Source organism: Luteolibacter sp. AS25, from assembly GCF_046736275.1.
Lineage (GTDB): Bacteria > Verrucomicrobiota > Verrucomicrobiia > Verrucomicrobiales > Akkermansiaceae > Luteolibacter.
In genome coordinates, this window is sequence record NZ_CP151837.1 from 941,295 (window position 1) to 962,418 (window position 21,124).

17 protein-coding genes, 1 tRNA gene and 1 pseudogene are annotated in these 21,124 nt (G+C 48.2%); 10 read left to right on the forward strand and 9 right to left on the reverse strand.

Translation table 11 applies throughout. The features are described from left to right. The first annotated feature begins 23 nt into the window (after positions 1-23). Positions 24-1,442: a hypothetical protein gene (locus AAGA79_RS04395; protein WP_411827562.1), complete on the forward strand. Its 1,419-nt coding sequence runs from the start codon at positions 24-26 to the stop codon at positions 1,440-1,442. Between the two features lie 109 nt (positions 1,443-1,551). On the opposite strand, the gene AAGA79_RS04400 is transcribed toward AAGA79_RS04395, so the two are convergent. From AAGA79_RS04400 to AAGA79_RS04425, 6 genes are all read right to left on the reverse strand, one after another. After that, on the reverse strand, positions 1,552-1,758 hold the full coding sequence (locus tag AAGA79_RS04400; RefSeq protein WP_411827563.1) for a hypothetical protein: 207 nt from the start codon (positions 1,756-1,758) through the stop codon (positions 1,552-1,554). Between the two features lie 15 nt (positions 1,759-1,773). Next, positions 1,774-1,858: transfer RNA gene (locus AAGA79_RS04405), tRNA-Leu, on the reverse strand. Between the two features lie 52 nt (positions 1,859-1,910). Further along, entirely contained in the window at positions 1,911-3,227 is a 1,317-nt protein-coding gene (thrC, locus tag AAGA79_RS04410) for a threonine synthase (RefSeq protein WP_411827564.1), read from the reverse strand. 26 nt (positions 3,228-3,253) lie between these two features. Continuing rightward, on the reverse strand, positions 3,254-4,198 hold the full coding sequence (locus tag AAGA79_RS04415; protein ID WP_411827565.1) for a homoserine kinase: 945 nt from the start codon (positions 4,196-4,198) through the stop codon (positions 3,254-3,256). A gap of 86 nt (positions 4,199-4,284) precedes the next feature. Continuing rightward, positions 4,285-7,032 carry a [protein-PII] uridylyltransferase gene (glnD, locus tag AAGA79_RS04420; RefSeq protein WP_411827566.1) on the reverse strand — a complete coding sequence of 916 codons (2,748 nt, stop codon included), beginning with the start codon at positions 7,030-7,032 and terminating at the stop codon, positions 4,285-4,287. Positions 7,033-7,068: 36 nt separating this feature from the next. Then, positions 7,069-8,022, reverse strand: coding sequence for an AEC family transporter (locus tag AAGA79_RS04425; RefSeq protein ID WP_411827567.1), 954 nt, complete (start codon positions 8,020-8,022; stop codon positions 7,069-7,071). 325 nt (positions 8,023-8,347) lie between these two features. On the opposite strand from AAGA79_RS04425, the gene AAGA79_RS04430 reads away from it, so the two are divergent. The 9 genes and pseudogenes from AAGA79_RS04430 to AAGA79_RS04470 all read left to right on the forward strand — a co-directional run bounded on the left by AAGA79_RS04430 (position 8,348) and on the right by AAGA79_RS04470 (position 15,026). Then, the gene (locus AAGA79_RS04430; protein ID WP_411827568.1) at positions 8,348-9,307 is read left to right on the forward strand and encodes an SLBB domain-containing protein; all 960 of its coding nucleotides are present in this window, start codon (positions 8,348-8,350) and stop codon (positions 9,305-9,307) included. Between the two features lie 73 nt (positions 9,308-9,380). After that, a complete protein-coding gene (locus AAGA79_RS04435; RefSeq protein ID WP_411827569.1) occupies positions 9,381-9,824 on the forward strand; it encodes a DUF1353 domain-containing protein in 444 nt (147 codons plus the stop codon). Between the two features lie 24 nt (positions 9,825-9,848). Beyond that, positions 9,849-10,646 (forward strand): ABC transporter permease, encoded by a 798-nt coding sequence (locus tag AAGA79_RS04440; RefSeq protein WP_411827570.1) that lies wholly within the window; start codon positions 9,849-9,851, stop codon positions 10,644-10,646. Between the two features lie 15 nt (positions 10,647-10,661). Beyond that, a pseudogene (locus tag AAGA79_RS04445) lies at positions 10,662-11,312 on the forward strand (ABC transporter ATP-binding protein); the annotation flags it as partial. 168 nt (positions 11,313-11,480) lie between these two features. Next, positions 11,481-12,602 (forward strand): hypothetical protein, encoded by a 1,122-nt coding sequence (locus AAGA79_RS04450; protein WP_411827571.1) that lies wholly within the window; start codon positions 11,481-11,483, stop codon positions 12,600-12,602. A gap of 101 nt (positions 12,603-12,703) precedes the next feature. After that, entirely contained in the window at positions 12,704-13,183 is a 480-nt protein-coding gene (locus tag AAGA79_RS04455; protein WP_411827572.1) for a glycosyltransferase family 4 protein, read from the forward strand. A 12-nt stretch (positions 13,184-13,195) separates the two neighbouring features. After that, positions 13,196-13,567, forward strand: a complete 372-nt coding sequence (locus tag AAGA79_RS04460; RefSeq protein WP_411827573.1) for a hypothetical protein — start codon at positions 13,196-13,198, stop codon at positions 13,565-13,567. A gap of 18 nt (positions 13,568-13,585) precedes the next feature. After that, positions 13,586-14,107 (forward strand): hypothetical protein, encoded by a 522-nt coding sequence (locus tag AAGA79_RS04465; protein WP_411827574.1) that lies wholly within the window; start codon positions 13,586-13,588, stop codon positions 14,105-14,107. 262 nt (positions 14,108-14,369) lie between these two features. Beyond that, positions 14,370-15,026: a tetratricopeptide repeat protein gene (locus tag AAGA79_RS04470; RefSeq protein ID WP_411827575.1), complete on the forward strand. Its 657-nt coding sequence runs from the start codon at positions 14,370-14,372 to the stop codon at positions 15,024-15,026. Positions 15,027-15,096: 70 nt separating this feature from the next. Here AAGA79_RS04470 and AAGA79_RS04475 read toward each other — a convergent pair whose 3' ends face one another. The 3 genes from AAGA79_RS04475 to AAGA79_RS04485 all read right to left on the reverse strand — a co-directional run bounded on the left by AAGA79_RS04475 (position 15,097) and on the right by AAGA79_RS04485 (position 20,972). Next, positions 15,097-16,071, reverse strand: coding sequence for a hypothetical protein (locus AAGA79_RS04475; RefSeq protein ID WP_411827576.1), 975 nt, complete (start codon positions 16,069-16,071; stop codon positions 15,097-15,099). Between the two features lie 152 nt (positions 16,072-16,223). After that, positions 16,224-19,382 (reverse strand): glycosyltransferase, encoded by a 3,159-nt coding sequence (locus AAGA79_RS04480; RefSeq protein ID WP_411827577.1) that lies wholly within the window; start codon positions 19,380-19,382, stop codon positions 16,224-16,226. A 282-nt stretch (positions 19,383-19,664) separates the two neighbouring features. Then, entirely contained in the window at positions 19,665-20,972 is a 1,308-nt protein-coding gene (locus AAGA79_RS04485) for a hypothetical protein (protein ID WP_411827578.1), read from the reverse strand. Between the last annotated feature and the right edge of the window lie 152 nt (positions 20,973-21,124).

Consider the following 21,124-nt stretch of genomic DNA (forward strand, 5'->3'; position numbering starts at 1 on the left):
GTGGGAAGGGAAGTGGTTCTTGGATGGGGAAGTTTTTGATCAGCTGTGGGGTGCTGGTGGTCGTTGCTTTTTTTGCCGGTTATATAGGTTTGCGGTCCTATCTGCAGAGCGAGGGGTTTCGGAGGTTTCTTTCGGCAGAGGCTGGTGGTGCTGCAAAAGTGAAGGGTGAGTTCAAGGATTTACGATGGGATGGATTGGCAGTTAAGACCGATGGGTTTCAGGGAGCCGGCAAAGGTCCTATAAGCTCAATCAGTGTTGAGAGGATCGAGACGGAGATCGGCTACGGAGGATTTTCCCGTGGTGTGTGGGAAGTGAAGCCAACGAGGATTGGTGCAGTTGTGCTCAATATTACCAAGAAGAAGGGAAGTGGGCCTGTATCCGACATCAATGAGGTGAAGCTGGAAAAGGTAGAAAAGGCGCAGCCGGGCTGGGTGCCACGTGAGGTTGAGCTGGATTCACTGGAGATAGAGGATGTGTCAATTTTTGCTGAAACCGAGGATGGAGTATCTTCAGCCGAGGGGATGCGGGTATTCGTTGAGCCTGCCGGTGGTGGAGATTCCTATAGAGCCGAAATAGAGGGTGGGATTGTCAAATTTCCGAATGATCTGGTTCCTCAGCTTGAAATTGATCGTATTGAAGGAACTTATCGTAGAAAGCGTCTTTTTTTAACTGAGGCGAAGCTGAGCGGATGGGAGAATGGAAGGATTTCTTCCTCGGGAGAATTCGATTTCGAGTCCGGAACAGCGGCGGTGGAAGGTGCTGTGGACGGTGTAAGCTGTGATGAGTTCCTTGATGAGAACTGGGCAAGGCGACTTACAGGTGATGCTTCGACCAGTTATGTATTTGATAACCGCAGTGGTAAGCAGGTGATTTCAGGCGAGCTGAAAATCGATAACGGGAGGCTGACGGCGCTACCCCTGCTTGATGCCTTGGCCGCATATGCCGATACGAGGCGATTCCGCGAGATGCAGCTTAGTGAAGCGCATACGAAGTGGAATTACACGGATGACGAAACGCTGCTGTATGATTTGGTGCTGGCTAGTGAGGGGCTTTTTCGGCTGGAAGGCAGGTTTTCCATTAAAGGGGAAGATATCGATGGTCAGTTTCAGCTAGGGCTGGTTCCAGGGGTGCTTTCCAATATCCCGGGGGCAGAAACGGCAGTATTCAAGCCTGGTTCCCACGGGCTTCTCTGGACTCCTGTTCGTATAAGCGGGACCTTGGATGATGTGGAAGAGGATCTTACCGTCCGGCTTATTGACGCTGCGGGAATGCGGATGCTGGAAAAATTACCGGAAAGCGGTGAGCTTGTTCTGAAGTTTACCCAGGATGTGATCGACAAGAATTCACACAAGGTGGTGGAAGAGGGAGTGAAAGTGCTCGAAAAGACCGACAAGGTGCTAAGAGAGGCCAGCGGATTTCTTGATGGGATTCTCGGTAAATAAATTTGAACAAGAAAAAGGGCCGATGACTCGGAAGTCTTCGACCCTGAAATTTTTGTAACCCTAATTTGGGTTGTTCAGCGATTTCTGAAGAATCGCATATTATTCGGGGTTAACCGAAAGGATTTTTGAAGCCACCCAGAAGTCCACCGAGGGAGCCGAGATCCGGTGTTTTCCCCGCCATAACGTCATCGAGCATCGGATGCATTTGAGCAGGAAGTTTGCCCTTTGCGAAGTCGGCTACTGTTTCGATGGCTTTGGTGGCCATTTCGTCAGAAAGACCGAGGCCAGTGAGGCGTACTTTGAGTTCGTTAATCATAATCCAGAAAATGTTTGGTACCGGGGACAGGACTCGAACCTGCACATCAAAAGACACTTGATCCTAAGTCAAGCGCGTCTACCAATTCCGCCACCCCGGCGACGTTTGTGAAACTTGTGGTGTTTTTCCGAAAACTGCAAGTTGAAGTTTTATTAACGGATATTTGCCTCCAGCCAATCGCGGAATGGTTCCCATTCCTTGGAAAGTGTGGTGGCTACTTTTTCCTTATCGGCAAGAACTGCCAAGCGCTCAGGGATCTCGACGGCTCCGAGGCCGAGTTCCGCATCCATGATGTCCGGGAATTTCGAGGGATGGGCGGTTTCCAGGGTAATGGTGACCGAGCCCGGGTGAAGTGCGCGGTATTTCTCCGCGGCGAGCCAGCCAACAGCTCCGTGTGGATCGATCTGATAATCGTAAAGGGAATTGACCTCGCGGACTGCGGCGCGGGTGACTTCGTCCGAGAAGGACATGCCGCTGATACTTAATTTCATCTCGTCCCAGGAATTTTCGAACAGGGAAGACATACGGACGAAATTCGACGGGGATCCGACGTCCATGGCGTTGGAAATAGTGGCGACACTTGGGCGTGGCTCGTATTTTCCGTTCCTAAGGTATTCCGGGACTACGTCGTTGCGGTTTGTGGCGGCTACGAAGTGCTCGACGGGCAGGCCGAGTTTTTTCGCGAGTAGGCCGGCGGTGAGATTTCCGAAGTTCCCTGAAGGGACTACGAAGACTGGCCGGACACCTTCGGGGAGCTGTCTGGCGCTGTGGATGTAATAGAATGTCTGCGGGACGAGGCGGGAGAGGTTAATCGAGTTCGCAGAGGTAAGGTTCATGCGCTCGGCAACTTCGCGCTCGAGGAATGCTTTTTTCACCAATGCCTGGCAGTCATCGAAGGTGCCTTCGATTTCCAGAGCTGTAATATTCCCGCCGATTGCGGTGAGCTGTTTCTCCTGAAGCCCAGAGACTTTCCCCTTCGGGTAGAGAATGACGACGCGTGTGCCTGGAACGTTGTGAAACGCGGAGGCTACAGCTCCGCCGGTATCGCCCGAGGTGGCTACGAGGACGGTGAGTTCGCGGTCCTCGTCACGGGTAAGCCATGCCATGAGGCGGGCCATGAAGCGGGCACCGAAGTCCTTGAAGGCGAGGGTGGGGCCATGGAAGAGCTCTAGAATGTGGTCGCCGGGGGCAAGAGTCACCAGTGGTGCATCGAAGGCGAGTGTGCCATCGACGATTTCCTTCAGCGCATCGAGCGGGACATCCTCACCAAAGAATGCATCAGCCACGGCGATGCCGATTTCCTGAAAGCTGAGTTCGCGGGAGATTGCCCAGAAATCTTCCCCGAGGGTCGGGAGCTGATCTGGCATGTAGAGGCCGTTATCGGGCGGAAGGGAGCGAAGGATAGCTTCCTTGAGGTCGACCTGGTGGGATGGATTGTTGGTGGAATTGTTGGTGGAATTGTATTTCACTTGAAATCAGTTTGCTTTCTCTTGGATTAACCCTCGACGACGTGGACTCCGCGAGGGTTGATTTTGGATACATGGACCTGGCAGTTCACCGGAATGGCGGAGAATACCTTCTCCACGGCGATGCCAACTTTCCGGGCGATTTCCTCGCCTTCGCAGAGTGCAAAAACAGAAGGGCCGGCGCCGGAAATGGAGAAGCCGAGTGCACCGGCTGAAAGTGCAGCACGTTTCGCCTTATAAAAGTCGGGAATAAGTTTTTGGCGACGGGGCTCTGCGATCACATCGTGGATGGAGCGGGAGATGAGGCCATAATCTTCCTGAATGAGGCCGCAGATGAGGCCGCCGAGGTTGCCGATCTGCTGGGTTGCGTTTTCCAATGGAATTTCCTTTGGAAGTATTTCACGGGCTACTTTGGTGAGGATCTCGATATCCGGATGGACGACAGCGGCCCAAAGGTTTTTCGGGGCGGGGATTTGTGCAATATCCAGCTCCTCGTTTGAGCGGATGAAGACTATGCCGCCGAGGAGACACGGGCCCACGTTGTCGGCATGCCATGCTCCGTCAGCCGAGGCTTCCCCGGCCATTGCGAAGGGAAGGAGTTGGCGTTTGGAAAGAGGTTCTCCAATCAATTTGTTAACAGCGTAGGCACCGGCAACAGCGGATGCGGAGGATGAGCCGAGGCCTGAACCGAAGGGCATCTTCTTGTGGATTTCCATTTCGATCCCGTGATCGAGCATTCCCAGATGTTTGAGAAGATCCAGTGCGGCTACACCTGCGGTATTTTTTGCAGGATCCTTCGGAAGCTTCCCGCCGTCTCCGGTGATTTTGGTAATTTGAAGGCCGGGTTTGTCAGAATGGCGGACGACAATTTCATCGCCAGGTGAGTCGATGGCAAAGCCAAGGACATCATAACCGCAGGCGACGTTGGCTACGGTTGCTGGCGCAAAGACACGGATTTCTTGTTTTGAAGGCATGGTGCTGTTTCCTTGAAAAGGGGCGGGAGTCTGATTTGGGATGGCAGAGGTATTCAAGCCTATGTTTTAAGGGAAAATGTTCGGGCTTAGCTCGTTTCCGGACGCGAGATCAGCTGGTTGAATTTTTCTTCCAGTGAGCAGATGAGTTCCGGATCCTCTATTTTCTTCTGATCTCCTGTTGTGATGTAAAGTGTGTCCATTGCTACGCCTTTTTCCGTGCAGATACGGGCGTGGGAGGTATCAAGGCCTGCTTCGTTCACAGTCTGGAATAGATCGTGGAGGAGCCCGATCCGGTCGAGTGCCTGGATTTCCACCGTGGTACACGTGGGGTGGAGCAGGTTGGAAATATTCGCGCGGACGGGTACAGGGAGAGTGGACTCGGTGCGTTTCTTTAGGAAATTGGTTTTCCTTTTTAGATAATCTTCCGGTTTGTGATTCTGGGATTCGAGTAATTCGTTGAATGTCGCCAGAAAGCGTTTCCGGGTGGAGGTATTGGATATTGGCTCAAAGTTCGTGGTGCAAACGCGGAAGATGTTCAGAACAATGCCATCCGTGCGTGTGAAAAGATCCGCGGAAAGAATATTGATCTGCTCCGAGGCAAGGGCGCAGCAAAGTTTCTCCAAATGGAGCGGACGATTGCGGGTGGCCAGAAGCAATTCGGAATAGCCTTTCTGTGGTTGATCAATCCATTTGACGGACATCGCATCCCCGTTTTTCCCGCTGGCCTCGCTCTCGAGAAGGCTGCGGACGGCTTGGATCTGTGAGGAGATGAAGTGAGCTTCGCGATATGCGAATGCTGCTGCCGGTGTGCGGTCGAAGTGTTGTTTGATATCCTTGCTGTGCTCATCCTTCATGAGTTTGGTGACATCCTTCAGGAGGGACTGGCGGTCCGTGTTCAGCTTTTTGGTGTAGGTCTCGCGTCCCTCGACCAAAAAGCGGCGGGTGGCTATGTGCAGCTGGAGCATGAGTGATTCCTTCCAACCGTTCCAGGCATCCGGTGCTGTGCCGTTTGTGTCGCAGTATGTGAACAGGAAAAGTGCATCGAGATTTTCCGGTGTTTTCATGATTGCGGCAAATTCGGCGATCACCTCCGGGTCTTCCAGATTCTTGGTGGTAGCCGTGCGCCAAAACGTGAGGTGGTTGTCGACCAGGAACATGATAAGCGCGCGCCTGCTGCCTTTGATCTGTAGTCTTGAGCATAGTTTTACAGCGAGCATCGCCGATCCGTCGATGTGTTCCCGCACGTTTTCGGAGCGGCCTGTATCGTGGAGAATCAAAGCCAGATAGAGCGCGTAGGGATCAACGATTTCGTGGAAAAATCGCTTGAAGATATCGAAACGAGGATTGGAGTTATCGATAAGCTTATCCAATTCATCGATACAGCGGAGCGTATGCTCGTCAGCCGTGTAACGGTGGAAAAATTCGTGCTGAACCAAGCAATCGAGCGCTCCGAACTCGGGTAAATAGCGGCCGAGAAAGCCGATGCGATGCATTTGGCGCAGGATTCTGGCCACTTCACCCTTACGTTCCAGAATTGCCTGAAAGGTTTCCCTGTTTGCCTTGAGATAGCGGAATGGACGGTCAATTTCCTTCCAATGATTGGCAATGAGGCGGCGCATCTGTGGGGAAAGGCGCAAGTTACGAACTTGGGTGTGCTGGAAGAGGCGCATCAAGCGGTGTTTATCTTCTTTGAAGATGTCCTGGTTGGCCGGATAAATACGCCCGTTCCGAGCTACGAATCCGTCGAATTCCTCGCGATTTTTCTTCCGGAAAGTTAGGTAGGAGCGGAGGCCGGTTTCGGCGATTTGCTCGTCCTCGATCTTGAAAGTCTCCATGATAGAGTTTGTATGGCGGTACATGTGCCGGGTGTGGCGGTAGTAGTCGCGCATGAATGCTTCTGTGCGGCGCAGGATGCTTTTCTGTGGGTAGCGAAAGGCCGTGGCCACGACGCCCTGGAGCTGGAGGGTGAGGATATCGGTGGATTTCTCCGTGTGATAATGGAGCTCGTTCCGGACGCGGTGTAGGAAGTCATATGCCTCCTGTAGCTCCAGTAGGGTGCTAGGGGTGATGATTTTTTCCTCCACTAGCTTTTCAATATCCTGCGATCCGGTTTTGACCCGGGCGACCCAGAGTATGTTCTGGTAATCGCGCAGGCCACCGCATGATTCCTTCACATTAGGCTCCTGTAGGAAGACTGTGTATGAGGATTTCTTGTAGCGTGAACGCAGGTCCTGGCGGCGTGTTTCCAGGAAGGCGATCTGGTTTTTTCCGAGACATTCTTTTTCGAACCGGGCGGTGAAGCGTTCGTATAGGAGCTCGTTTCCGGCGACGAGCCGCGTATCCAGGAGTGATGTGAAGTTCTGCTGATCCGCACGTGCTTCGATGATGCATTCGGCAATCGAGCGGCATGAGTAGCCTACCTTGAATCCCATGTCCCAGAGAACGTAGAGAATTCGTTGCACCAGTTCCTGGATTTTCTTCGGAAGCTTGGAAGAGCTACGGGGAAGTAGAAACAGGAGATCAATATCTGAGCCAGGATTGAGTGTGTTTCTGCCGTATCCTCCGGTAGCAACCAGTGCCATTGGAGATGTTTCGATCTTCTGGGCTCTGATAGTAGCTTCAAGAATGGAAGCGATGAGTGTATCGATGAGGTGGGACCTGGCTTCAGCGATTTCTACTCCGCCTGCTCCTTCGCGGTGCTGAGCAAGAATGGTTTGCTGACCATTTTCGATGAATTGCTGGAAAAGACCCATGCGTTCATCGGGTGAAAGCTGCCCGCTGATAGCAGGTTCCAGCGAGATGGCGGGTGTTTCAGAAGTGGAAGAATGAGACATTTGAGGGAAATCAGGAAAAGAAAAATTGATGGCGGCCTATTTCGCAAACTCGCTGAGCTGCAGGAATCGGATGCCGTAGGTGATTATATAGGGCAGAGTGAAGATGGAAGCAACCGTGGTGCCTACCACGATCTGTACCGCAATAGCCGGGCGGCCACCGTAAAGCTTCGCAAGGAGTATCGGTGTCATCGCTGCAGGCATTGCCGCCTGGACGAGCAGGACCTGCCGGAGTTCGACTGCCATGGGGATGTATTTGGCGCAGAGTAAAATTGTGATCGGTGCAATAATGATCCGGACAACGAGTGACGCGGAGATTATTTTCCACGAAGGTTTTTCAGTGCCTACAAGATCGATGATAGACGCTCCTGTCATCAGAATTGCCAGCGGGAAGGCCCCGATACCGATCATCGAGATAGCAGAGCGAACAGGTCCTGTGATGTTATCGTCAACCCTGAGCGAAACCAGAACCAAACCGATGACCACCGCGACAATAGGGCCATTGACCAGCCGACGCCAACGGATACCTCGTTCACCTGACATCAGCATGACGCCAACCGACCAGATCGCGACTTCCACTCCGATGTTGTGCACGAATAAGACAGCGACCGCAGAGGCCCCCCAAAGGATTTCGACCACGGGGATTGCGGTAAATCCGAAATTTTGACAACCGGCTGTCAGTGCGAAAGTTCGCCTCCCGTTGCCCGGAGCCAGACCAATGAATTTTCCGGTGACGTATCCAATCGTGATGCCGACAATAATCAGAAGAAACCCCAGCCCCGCACCTGTAAACAGCACTTTGAAATCTCGTAGGATATCTGCGCCCAAGGTTCTATCGAGAATAAAGCAGGGCAGCATCACGGAAAAGATGACGTGCATGATTCCCTCATCGTGATCCTTGCGAAGGACTCCAATTTTTCTAAGGAACGCGCCGCCGATGATGAGAAAGTAGATCGGTAGGACCGAAATTATGACGGTTGTCGGAGAGATCACTGGGGAGACTCTAGCGTGCGTCCGGAAAAGGCCAAGGGAGGTTTTTTAGAGCTGCTGATAACTATTGGGAAGCTTGGAAGCCACTGATTCTGTTCCGAAAAGGTGGAGAACACCAAGATAACCCGATCTTGACACTGGATGTGAAAAGCTCTTCAACCGTCCCAGCAAGGCCGCCGTAAATCGACACCTTCTAGCTTTTTTCTACGATAAACTTCCCATGACGTTCCCTAGGTTTTTTCCTGTCCGCTATTCATTGGTCGGAATCATTTTTTCAATTACGTCATGTGCCTATATGTCCCAAACCGGGCCTCAGAGGGGAGATATCATGGAGGAGGGCGATAAATCCTACCTCATCGTGGAGGTGAAATCTAGAGCCGATATTCCGAATAAAGACCGATATTACGGACTAGGAAGTATCCCGCAGCCTGTTAAGGGAAGTGGTTATCACGATGAGGTAAGGACAAGGGATTCACTCCATTTCACGATTACGGACCTCACGGAATCCAGCCCATTTTATACTCGCGGAGAACCGTATGGTTTCGGTCCGATAGAGGTTCCAAAAGAGGGAACTGTCGTATTGCCATATGTTGGCGAAATCACGGTTACGGATCTGACTCTATCTGAAATTTCAACAGAGCTGAATCGGAGATTGAAACCAATTTCTAATTCTGCACGTGCCTCGGTGAGCCGGACAGAAAGGATTCCAAAAACAGCAAACGTGATAGGGGAGGTTAAAAATCCGGGGCCGGTCAGCTTGGAGCGTGAAAATTTCACATCGCTCGATCTCCTTGCCGCATCGGGGGGACCGACGTCGTCTGAACACTTGTATAAATATACACTGAGGAGAAATAACCGAGACTTTGTGTTAGACTATCTTGGTTTCAGAAAGAAATCCTTTTCGATTGAGGAGGGTGATTTGCTGAGCGTAACGACAGACACATCCAACAGATTTTACGTAATGGGAGCGATTAATCGCCCAACCACAGTTCCTTTTCCTGTACCTGCTCCTACGCTTGCAGATGCACTGGGCGCAGCAACGGGACTCGATGAAGAACGTTCCGACCCCAGTGGTGTATTTATCTTTCGGAAGGGTGATCCAGACACGGTATATACCTTTGATCTCAAACAGCCGCAAGCTGTCTTCCTTACGCAGCGATTTCCGATCGCAGGAGAAGATTTGGTTTACATTACAGAGGCGCCACTAGCTCGTTGGTCGCGCCTGATAAAGCAATTAGTCCCATTATCCCAGTCAGTTTATAATGTACAACGCACTGCAGATTTTTAAAAATACCGGGAGTTTTCGAATTCTGAAGCTTCTACCGTGTCCTCTGTTTCTGGCTGCATCAATGGTAGGAATTATGTCATGCTCTATTGAGCCATATCGGCCGGGCAACTCTGTGCCTATCCGCAATAATAACTCTTCGCAGAAACCGCCGAACGTAATTAGCGGCCAACCCGATAGGCCACAGCTAACGAAGTTACAAAACGGACATTACCGGGTATCAGAGCCTTGGAAAATCAAATTGAATGGTCGAGTTTGGGATGTACCAAAAGGATATTCTTCCAACGGGATTACCGCCCCTGACTATATTAAGAGTTCACTGGGTGATGGAGTAGATTATCCCGAGACCTGGAGCGCGGTTTACCACGATTGGTTGTTTACTCAGCCTGGTATCACCCGCCAAGAGGCTGACAGGCTATTCGAACAACTGTTACTTGCATACGGAGTTTCTGCGCAGAAAGCTCGAATGATGTACTCGGTTGTCGCGCGCTATAGTGCTTCCAAGGAACAATCCAGATAGGGGTGAAGGAAATTTTTACAGCGGATGGCAGAGTTGATTCAAATTAGGGTAAGATCCGCGTGGAAGACGCAAATTCTTGTCATTACAGCTCTTCTCCAGCGAGAGGTGGCGACCAGATTTGGAAAGTATAAGCTAAGCTTTGTGTGGATGCTGGTCGAACCGTTGATCAGCACTATCATGCTTGGGCTGGTTATTGGAGGGATTGTGGGGAAAACAGTGCCCGAAATACCCTACGCATTTTTCCTCCTGAATGGCAGGATCCTGTTGCAGATGTTCAGCGGAAGTCTCAATGTGGGTGTAAGGACGATCAGCTCTAACCAAGGCCTCCTCGTTTACAAAACGGTAAAACCATTGGACCCCTTTCTGGCAAGGTTCATATTTCAGCTCCTGACGACGTCCTTTTCTTTCATACTCTTCTGCTGTGTTTCAATGTGGCTTGGGGTTGAATTCTCTCTCGCACAATTACATATGCTGCTTGGAGCAGCCGTAATTACTTGGCTCTCCGGTTGCGGCATGGGACTGGTCTTTGGAGTGGCGGCCGCCTATTTCAAGGAGGTCGAGAAAGTAGTGATGTTGATCCAATCTCCGCTGATGTTTATTTCAGCAGTCCTTGCCCCAATCACAGTTCTTCCGCAAGCGGCTCAAGAGATTCTACTTTACAACCCACTGGTGCACACGATCGAACAGAGCAGGAAGGCAATTTTCCCTTTCTACAATGCCGGAGACACGAACCTTTTGTATCCTTTCTGCATCGCAATAACGCTGCTTGCAGTGGGTTTGATTGTATTCCAGTTGAATAGAAACTTCTTGAGCCAAAGGTAACCGGAGTCCTCAAAAATGATAGAACTGCACAATGTTACCAAGTATTATCCGGTCAATGGAGGAAGAAGATATATCCTCAAGAATGTGTCTTTGGTTATTCCTACAGACACCAATATAGCGATACTTGGGCCGAACGGTGCCGGAAAGTCAACCCTTCTGCGGTTGATTGGTGGGGCTGAATCTGCGAATAGCGGAAAGGTTACAACTGATTGTGATGTATCCTGGCCTCTCGGTCTTGCCAGTGGGTTTCAAGGGTCACTTACCGGAAGAGAGAATGTGATGTTTGTCTGTCGTATCAACGGACTGAATCGTTCCGAGATTCAAATTGTGATCAATAATGTTATCGAGTTCACTGAATTGGGAGCGTATTTCGAGATGCCGGTAAACACGTATTCTTCTGGTATGAGAGCACGGCTTACTTTCGGCCTTTCGATGTCTTTCCGGTTTGATGTGTACTTGATTGACGAGTTGACCTCAGTGGGAGACATGATTTTCAGGGAAAAGGCGAAGAAGGCCTTTGAAGAGCTCAAACAACGTGCATCTCTAGTCTTTGTCTCACATAATATGAAAACTCTGAAGGAGTCTTGTGAGTCGGCTCTGTTGTTGCGAGACGGGAAAGCGGATTACTTTGAGGACATCAACGAAGCGATCGCAGAATATACCCGATATGTGAATCCGGGAAAAAAATCGGTAGTCAGGGCTAGGAAGGCAGTAAAAAGAGTCGCAAAAAAGGCCACTAAAAAGGTCGCAAAGAAAGCGACGAAGAAGGTGGCAAATAAGACACTGGACATTATAGACGAAATCAAAAATCCGAGAACTACAGGATAATAATTTATGGAACCAAAATTTGAAAAAGGGAAGACGTCGGGGGCGTTTCTCAGCCTCTCAGCGAAGTTAGCTTCCTTCGTATACTTCGCTCTTCTTATAGCCTCAATCCTATATATTTGGGCATTCACGGCAGATCGTTATGTAAGCACTGCTGAATTCAGAATCTCTGAAAATAAAAGTAGTGTCGCCGATGCCGGTCTCTTGGAGCTTGCATTGCCGGGACTGGTTGATTCAAGATCACTTGATTCAAAAATCGCCATTAGTTACATTGCCTCAGCGGATCTACTTTTGGAATTGGAAGAAAGGTTTGATCTCAAGAAACACTTTAGCGCTCCGGAGACAGATTTCTTTTTCCGGCTGAATCCGAATTCAAATCTAGAGGAGAGGTTGGAGTATTACCGCGATTGTATTTCGGCCCATTATAACGATGAGACGGGTCTCACCGTAATTTCAATTAAGTCTTTCTCACCGGAATATTCGGAGGAGATCGCTCGATTTTTGCTCAAGGAGTCTGAAGAATTCGTTAATAGGGTCAATCAGCAAATTGCCGATAGACAATTCGAGTTCCTTCACAAGGAATTTGAGCGAGCTGCCAAGAATTTGGATGATGCGAACCACGAACTCACAAACCTCCAAAATAGACACAATTTCATCAGCCCTGAACAGATGATCACTTCGGCAATTTCGGCCATTGAAAGTATGAGGTTGGAAATGCTTTCCACAAAGGCGGAGATTGCCTCATTGGTGAGAGATTCACCAAATTCACCTAGAATTGATCTACTTGAAAGTCAGTTACGCTCCATCGAAGAATTGATTGAAATCGAGAATTCAAAACTATCGGGTCCGGAAAAGGATCGTCTGAACAAAATTTCCCAAGAATTTGAATTTGTGAAAAAGAAGATCGAATTTCGTGCGAAATTGCTGGCTGGATCAGAATTGCTGCTCGAAAAGAACCGGAACGAAGCTATTGCGAATTCTAAATTTTTCACGGTGATTCAAACACCCTTTCTTCCTGAGGACGCGGTCCTTCCTAAGCGTATGTATATGTCGGTGACGATACTGGTCATAGGAATTCTGGTTTTCATTATTCTTCGTATTTTGATGCAGTCGGTCTTAGAGCGGGGGTAGGTATTCCTGCGCTGGAGGAGCGCTGGGAGCTATTTAGTCCGTCGCGAGGTTTTTCCGTTTGATTCTCGGATTATTGGAGCACTAGCTTGTTATATTCACAGTTGATCGATATCTCGGAAACTGTTGCGGAAACCAAGTCACTAATTGCAGAGAAGCTCCAGAATGGAGCACCCAATCTGAAATTTTCTTTGAGCAATGAACCTGTCTCTTCAATTTTGCAGATCGAAGAGACACAGTTGAGAGTGGTTATTGTCCATGCTTCTCCAAGTTGGGGGACTGGATACTACCTTCATGATCTGGCTCTGGAGTTGCTGAAATTAGGGCATAAAGTGTATATCTTGGCCGAGGGCACCTGTGCTCCCTTTGATCGAGGTGTGAGATGGGCGACGATTAGTTTCGACGGTCTATTGCTGAGTAAGGAGTTGCGGGATGAAATGAAGCGATTTCAGCCCAACCTGATTTTTGAGGCAGGAGTGCGGACCAAGCCGATGCGTGCAGCATTGGAGCTTTGCATCTCATATCAAGCGAAGCTCGTTGTACAGGCCGAGGACGACGAGTTCATCCCTTTTGAACAAAAGTAACCGAAATCGGATTTGGCCATACTGGATGTCCTCGACAAAGAGGTCGTCAAAGACAGCCATGTCGCAAAGCTCCTCAAAATGATCAATTTGGGACATTTTGCCAGGATGGTTTGTGATCCAGACTTCGACCGCTGGGTTGATCCGGTTCTGCGCTCGATCATGTATTTGAAGGCAGATCGATTTGCCTCGATTTGGCACCCGATGGGTGAAAGACTTGAGGGCAGATTCGGAACTAAATGCGATCTCTTGCCTCCTTTTGTTCGTTTCGAAGATTATGATTTTTCCCCGGTAACCGAAATCAATCGTTCCAAGATTCTGACTGAGCTAGGTCTGGACCAGGATAGCCTCATTTATTTCGTGAATGGTACCATTTACAAATATTGAGATGAGTATCCGCTTTTCGTGGAAGCACTAAGGCGTCTGCAGGAAGTCACGTCGGAGAAGATTGTTCTCTTTGTTATAGGTAAACTTGAAGTGGATAAAGAGCTCGGATTTGAATTCCGCTGCCTAGGTAGACTGGGTGAGGAAAGTTATAACCAATTTATCAAATTAGCCGATGTCATTTGCGCTCCTGGGGTACCGAACACTTTCAATAAATACCGGCTTTCCTCAAGATTGGTCAAAGGGTTGATGTATTCAAAACCGATATTTAGCTTCAAAACAGGCTATGCCGAGAGCTTGGTAGAAAATCAGGATGGTTTTTTCAAACACACGGGAGAAGTTGACGAGTGGGTGGATGTGCTGAAACGGACGCTGTGTAAGGAAACTAGGGTAAGAGTTGGAGCTAGGGGCCGGGAAATCGCATTAGAACAGTTCGATGCTGCGCGGATCACACCTGAACTAGCCGAAACTTGGAAGCGGGTTGTGTGTGGGCCGTCCGAACCAGAAGGGATTATGGGCAATGTGTTGTCGAAGATGCCGTAGCCAGAAGTTGCTGCAGAATTTATTTGAGAGGCAAATACCCTATTCCATTCGAGGGACTATGGGAGTTAATTTGCCCCGGAATCAGATCAAGCACATCCGGTTTAATCAATGGTCACTTCTATTATATAGATTTTCTAGTTTCGGTAAAAAGCGATCCCCACATGGGGTGAATTTCTACGCTCATAAAAATTTGAGCGCGTTAGCAATTTCCCCTAACCGAACGACGAAACGAATTTGATTTGTTTTTCGAGAATCGCAATTGTTGGCCGAAAATTCATCCGAGCTGAAATTCTTTTCTCAGAAGGGCCAAGAAGTAATCCGTCAGAAAGGTGTTGGTGACAAGCGGATCGTTGAATTGGAATCTGCATGCACCGAATTTTTCATCTATTTCAATGTCTGGGAGAGGGGATCAAAGAATGAGAAAATTTACTTTCAGATTGTTGATATAGAAGTCGATGCTCGGAGCACGTTCGATGTCCATCTGGAGAATGATCTCAATGCTGGAGTCATGAATGCCGATAAGGTGACTGTTGATCCTCCGAAGGTAAGGTTGGAAAGAGGCACAGATCGAAAAACTGATTCAAAAGCTAAGGTCAAGAACACCGTGAAGGTGCCTTCGAAGTCCGTTACAACGAAGGAAAATCTGCTTAATGGTTGGATGAAGTTCAATGGAGGCAATTACCAAGAGGCGATCGCATTGTTCGAAGCTGTGATCACCCAAAAACCTGAATCAGCAAATGTTTTGAGAGTTTGTGCTGAAGCATATGTGAAACTAAACAAAGAAGCCGAAGCATTGCTCCTTCTAGAAAAGGCTCGAGATTTGCTACCGAAAAACAAGAATATCGGAAGCCGTATTTCGTTTTTGCAGAGCTCTGGTTTCAAGCGCCGTTTCATGCGGCCTTGTGAATTCCGGAAGTAGTCAATGCGGCCGAAACTGTTTCGAATTGCCATAAGGGCGCTTACTGTTTAACTCTGATCAAGACTGAGAATTAGAGAGACTGATTGGTGAAGGTCCGCGCCTTTTCTCGTAAAATTCGTAACATTCGCTCTCCGGGAGTGACGTCTAAATGTCGAGCCGACATCAAGGTAACATATTTAATATACCGGAGAGAGTCTAGTTCTCTTGAGCTACGTAATTTTTCGGGGGTAAATGGATTCGAAAGTTTTGTGTTTAACGCAGCGGCCTCTAATTCGGTGAGATCAAATCGTCTTTGGTCTCTCGCGAGGTCTGTATGAGAACTTCTTATTTTTGACAAAAATCTTAGCTTCTCCGATGTCGGAAGGCGGAGGTTCGAGTGTCTCAGTAGATTGTTAGCCAGAAATAACGCAAAGGCTTCCGATTCGCTCACACTAGTATTAAGTCGCTTCTCATTAAAAGTAAAGCCATCGTGGTCGATACCGATACTGTTCAAAAATGTCGTTACTAGAGCTTTGTTGCTAGAGAAATCACCGATATCAAAATCTATAAAATCAATATTTTCTTTGCGCCATAAATCACATATATGATCGTGATCTAGCAAGAATGACTCTTTATCGAGAAATTCAATGAAAGTCGAATTCGACCCTGCTTTGAGACTCTCGATGTATAGCGAAGACGCAAGACTAGACTTCTTTCGCCTAAACGCAATTACTTGTATCTCAGCTTCATCAAACAATGATAGTAAATCTTTAGGTTTTTTCAATCGGGAAAAGCCTTCCGTTGAGATCATTAGTTTAGCCCGGTTTGGTAGGTGATTTAGTTCATCTTTACACTCATTCAGTCCGCCTTTCTTTGAATCAAACAGATCCGACTCAACGAGATCCCAAAAAAGGTGTGAGTGGATCAGGTGCGCTTTGTTCTCCCTGCCTGCGTTAGCGATCCATAATCCTCTCCTGCGTAACTCATTCTCATTCTTCGCAAAAAAACTCTGTAGTGTAGTTGATCCTGTTTTATGAAATCCGATATGTAGAATTAGTTTCTTCATGGCAAAGTAAGATTGTATCGAATAATGTCTAGGAATCGAAGGTGTTTAGGTCGGGTTTGATATAGTATTTTGGAAGTGAGTTGACCAAATATGCTTCAATTGTATTACTTCCTCTGTTATCATTCAGTATTATCTCAAATGTTTTCATTCTCTCAGTCGTATTTCGCAAAGATAGGTAGTGGCCACATATATGGATCTACTAGCATTAGGGGCTTATTTAAATGAGTCTCATTCTTTTCGCTACCAACTAGAATGTAGTATCCGCTATCGGGAGGTATAGTTGTGATAATAAGTTCAGTATCAACGCTGATGGAAAATTGATCACGACATCGTTTCTCTATCCACTCTTCAGTGAGCTCCTCTTTGTCTTTTCTGTAGCTTAAGTTCAATTTCAGTTTCGTCATTTCGGGAATGACCACAGTCAACGTCTTATCGGCCGCCGAGACAACTTGACGAAGCTTTTCTCCCTGATTTTGCCAAAAATCTCGATACTCCCAAGGGTTAATTTTTTCCGAGTTGTGAAAAGCCTCTCTACTTTCTCTTGGATTTTGCGGAATGATGTTATCCAAGCATGATGGAATAGGACGTTCAGGTAGGCTAGTGTGGTTGGAGACTAGTGTTTTCCAAAATGCTTCGATTCCTTCGTCATCGACTCCATTCAAGTTCGAAAGATTTTTCCCGGAATATATTCCTTGGCCCAAAATAGAGGTTTTTTTTCCTCGAAGTAGCGCTTCTAGTCCGACAGTGGAATTAATGGTGCAAACGAGGTCAGCCGCAGCAAGCCAGGTGTCTAGGTTCCCACCTGAGTCGATGTAGACGTCATAGACATCACTAAGGTCCAAATCCTTGGGCACTCGCTCTGCAAACCCTCTGTGATTGATGAATTTTTTGGTGTTCACTTCTTCCGGGTGAGGACGGACTACGAATGCTGTGTCCGGGCCGTGGAAGATCTTGAATGCCTGATTGATCAATTCAGTCATGTTGGCTACTTCTGGACTATAGAGCTTAATATTGCTATCATTCTGAACTTGTAGCGGTATGAAGATTACTGTCTTAGCCCCAGCCCAAGGTCCGGATTGCCTGAGTTCGGCAATCTCAGATTCAGGAATTTCCCGTAAAGTATCCTCAATCTTCCGGATCACTTCAATTTTCAGATTTTTTCTGAGGTCGTCTGCAGTGAGTCTTGAGAGACCACTGGCGCCATTTGTGCCTTCTGGATCAATGAAAACGCCGTCGGAGAAGAGTGAGCGTTCCAAATAAAAGGATGGTAAGTTCTTCTTACGTGCGACTGCCCGAAGGACGTTTGCGGGAAAGCCTGTATAACCATTCCAAACGATAATGCAGTCTGGTTTGATCTCATCGACCAAAGACGTAACTCGATAGACCGATTTCTTGAGGTCCCTGAGCGTCTGGGTAAGTCGATCCGGCGCATATTTGCGATAATTTTGCTGCTGTTCGAGATAGGTGAGGTCTTCAATTGAAAGCCCGTCCATTTCCTCGTCGAGCCTTCTTGCCGCTTTGCTGAGTTCGGCTTTGCTCGGAGTGAATTTGTAAAGAGCTACGGCATCGACGCCAGCTGCAATGAATGGAGCAACAAATTTTTGACTGTAAACTAAAACGATTGGATGAAGTCCAAGGGCGGCTAACTCTTTGGCTAAAGGGAGGAGACGAGTTCTATTTTCCAAGCTATCACCACACTGGATTAGAAAACTGGTTGGGGAAGTCGTCTTTTCAGTTCCCTCAACTTTTTCGCTTCTATTGAGGAAGGCCAAAAGCTGTCTCGCTGCTGCGGTATCGTCGTAGAGTGTTTTCGCCAGTTGCTGTGTTCTGGCGCGTTCATGGACGTATGCCGCGGTGTCGCCAAGTTTCTCTTTCAGTATTCCCACGATTTCGGATCCAGATTCCGCAGCAACAGCCAAGTTGTCGTCTCCCAAGCATTTTAGTCCAAGTTCATTGGTCATGAGAAGACGGCCACTCATGATCGTTTCGATCGATTTGAAATTAACGCCTCCTTGCACTGCAACGGGGTTTAGCATGACATCGATAGAACGATACCAAGCTTGTAGATTTGCCACAAAGCCGTCGTTAATAATGTTGGCGTCATCATTAAAAAACGGTTTCAGGAAGTCAGTTTTGCAGACGCTGCCCGCAATTCGAAGTTCAGCGTCAGGCCACTCAGTAATAATTTTCGGCCACCAGTCTTTCAAGACAATCTCCAACGACTTGATATTTGCATCCATTGCTCGGCCAATGAAACCGAAAATGGGTCTATTCGGGTCAGGCATTTGAGGGGTATCAAGGGCATAATTAAAACCAGTCGGAACTCCGATTACTTTCTCCCGCCCAAGATGCTGTTTCAGTGTCTTCTCGTCGCTCTCTGAAATAGCCAATACAGCGTCATATTTTGAGAGAACTGCTAATTCTGAATCTCTTTCTTTGCGTGAATTGCGCAAGAACCGCCACTCGTCCTTATTGTCACTATCGTTTCTAACAAACTGTACATCGTGGCTATCGCAAATGAAGGTCGTCGAGGAACGTAATTCAGCTGGGATGTGTTCCAAAATCCGGTCAAGCCAAGCGTAGTTTACGAGGACAAATTTATACGCATGATTCCGCAACAGGCGCGCTAAAGACTTACGACCTGCGTAGGTGCCTGCCTGTTGCAGCCGCTCCGAAAAGAGAGCGGGCGCTGGAGCCGTTTTTTTCATTAGTATTCGGACTCCGCTTTCAGCTTTCCTTCTCCATGCTTGGGCCTTTCTGAGTTGTGGCTTACGATTTCGGTAGAAATGAACGTTCGGCGAGATCTGCAGAAGTATGCTTCGAACATCGTTAAAGTGGTTTGGGCTAGAAGCGGTGATAAGAAGGTCTAGATGTTTACCTTCACGAAGGAGGGTGCTGATCATTTGGAATGCCCGCTGGTGAGAACCCATAGAAATAGGGATAATCGGGCCCGGAAAAACAAACAAACCGTCGCTCTGTTTTCCACTTAAGGGACGATGGGGAATGAAAACAGGATTTCCCCTGAAATATTCAAGTCTTACAATGTCTGAAACTTTCTGGCTTGCGAAGAAAAAGAGAGCCTGCTGGGAGATTTGTTCTTCTTGGGTGAAGCCAGTTAAGACGATTTGTAGTGGGTCATTATAACCTGCAAGTCTGTCTGTTAATGTCTGAAGCTTCTCGTCGGCAATGATTCCCGAGTCATTGGAATAAGATAAAAAGTAAATATTGTTCTGAAAGCGTTTGGTTATGGCTTGTCTGTCGGAATTGGATATTTCAATATTCGGCTTTAATAGGACTATAGTCAATTTCATCAGTGAACTTATGTGGTATTTAATCTGTCCCCAATCACCAGGCAGGTCTAGCTTAGAGTTCCCGTCGGTGGTGCTGCGGCACTCGTAACTGGATAATTGTGACTCAAGGATTTCTCGGTTTTATTCGTCTGCACAGACTCATGGGGAGTTTTATCCGAGCAATCTGTGCGACGGGCGCATTCTATGATCGATTCCCTATTCATCAAGCTTCTCCTCTGGCACTAATGTGGCCTGGTGTCATTCCTCTAAGTGGTCGGGGCATGGGGACACTTGTAACGTTATTCAAGGACGGTTGAAAAACGAATTAGAGAACGCGATTGGCCAGCGGATTCGTGTTCGACCGGGCACATCGAAGCAGCGTTGGGAAAGAGTTCCTCGGCCTTGACAGGTTTCGAGAAGAAGGTTCAGGAAATGATTGACCAGTCTCTTTTGCGGTGTCGGTGCTTGAGTCCAGAAATCGTCTAAGTCACCTTGGAATGTGAGTTCTGGAAGGTCATAGACGGCATTGCCTAGGGCTATTACGGGATTTCCGTGGATCAGGGCGGAGATTCCAACAGAACTGTTGATGTTGACCAAGCCCCGGGCATTTTCAAGAAGTGTTGGAAGGTGGACACGGTCGACATAGAATAACCTCTCTTCTCCGATGCGGTGGTTCAGGCCGTCGATCAGGTCTGCATAGTCCTTATAGCCCCGATCCATCGGGTGAACTTTAAAGACAAGTTTGGTGTCTTTTGGAGCGTGTTTTTCGAAAGACTCGACGACAGTGGCGACAAATTCCTCAATGGATTCGAAAGTCGAGTTCTGAAGTATTTGGGTGTCGCTATGGACCTGGAGTGGGACAGCGTAGTATTTACCCGAGAGTTCGGTTGCGAAATAGGTGTCGTATTCCTCATCGCCCGCGCGCTGAAAGAAGCGCCAGAGATGGATCAGGCCATGTTTCACATGCTTTCCTAGATGCATGTCCCGTTGATCGATAAAGTTTGGAAAAAGTGGGGATGTGAGCCTGCTGAATACGAAGTTTGCTCCAAAATTTACAAGTTTCACCGGTGTGCTGACGCGGCAGAGTTCGGGAGGGGTTATGTGTTTTTCCGGGGCGGCGGCACCTTTCAGAATTTTATCCCACTTTTCGGCAATAGTGGTTAAGGGGAAGCTATTCTTCTCAAAAACCATCACACAGTTGGGACGGATCAGTCCAAGCTCAAAAACCCAGCATTCCAGAGTCATCTTCTCGGAAAGATCCCAGACAATCTGATTGTAAGGGCGATAATGATTGTAGAGGAAAACGGTATCGTAACCTTCATTTTTGATCAGTTCAGTTACCCATGCTTGGAAATTATCGATCTTGTCCCGGTAAACGTGGGTCCGTATGCCGAAAAACTTGTAGATGTAGTCGGATGCGCAAAAAATGACTTTCCCCACTTGGTGGCCTTCGTCTTCGAGGTCTTGTGCTAGCAAACCAAGTCCCGCTTCCCAATCGCCCTGGACGATCAGTATCTTGCTTTTTTTCCTGCTGGTGACTAGTTCCGATCGATTGGATTCAAGTGCGGAGCCCGGCGTTTGAAATTTATTCTCCAGATCTTCGGAAGGCATGAAACCGTAAGCTTCATCTTGAGTTGAAGCATTGAGCTGAGTTTGCTGAATTCCTGGCATTTGGTTCTCGTTTTCTGACTTCAGATGGGGCTCTGGGAGTATCGCGTGGGTGAAAGGCTAGGTGATGATCGTCTCGTGGACCATACAAAAAT

What these genes read in the sequence shown, in the direction of transcription:
- AAGA79_RS04415 (WP_411827565.1), bottom strand. Translation starts at nt 4,198, where the DNA reads ATGCCTTCAAAACAAGAAATCCGTGTCTTTGCGCCAGCAACCGTAGCC.
- AAGA79_RS04435 (WP_411827569.1), top strand. Translation starts at nt 9,381, where the DNA reads ATGTCATGCTCTATTGAGCCATATCGGCCGGGCAACTCTGTGCCTATC.
- AAGA79_RS04485 (WP_411827578.1), bottom strand. Translation starts at nt 20,972, where the DNA reads ATGCCTTCCGAAGATCTGGAGAATAAATTTCAAACGCCGGGCTCCGCA.
- AAGA79_RS04480 (WP_411827577.1), bottom strand. Translation starts at nt 19,382, where the DNA reads ATGAAATTGACTATAGTCCTATTAAAGCCGAATATTGAAATATCCAAT.
- AAGA79_RS04440 (WP_411827570.1), top strand. Translation starts at nt 9,849, where the DNA reads ATGGCAGAGTTGATTCAAATTAGGGTAAGATCCGCGTGGAAGACGCAA.
- AAGA79_RS04475 (WP_411827576.1), bottom strand. Translation starts at nt 16,071, where the DNA reads ATGAAGAAACTAATTCTACATATCGGATTTCATAAAACAGGATCAACT.
- glnD (WP_411827566.1), bottom strand. Translation starts at nt 7,032, where the DNA reads ATGTCTCATTCTTCCACTTCTGAAACACCCGCCATCTCGCTGGAACCT.
- AAGA79_RS04395 (WP_411827562.1), top strand. Translation starts at nt 24, where the DNA reads ATGGGGAAGTTTTTGATCAGCTGTGGGGTGCTGGTGGTCGTTGCTTTT.
- AAGA79_RS04430 (WP_411827568.1), top strand. Translation starts at nt 8,348, where the DNA reads ATGGAGGAGGGCGATAAATCCTACCTCATCGTGGAGGTGAAATCTAGA.
- AAGA79_RS04450 (WP_411827571.1), top strand. Translation starts at nt 11,481, where the DNA reads ATGGAACCAAAATTTGAAAAAGGGAAGACGTCGGGGGCGTTTCTCAGC.
- AAGA79_RS04400 (WP_411827563.1), bottom strand. Translation starts at nt 1,758, where the DNA reads ATGATTAACGAACTCAAAGTACGCCTCACTGGCCTCGGTCTTTCTGAC.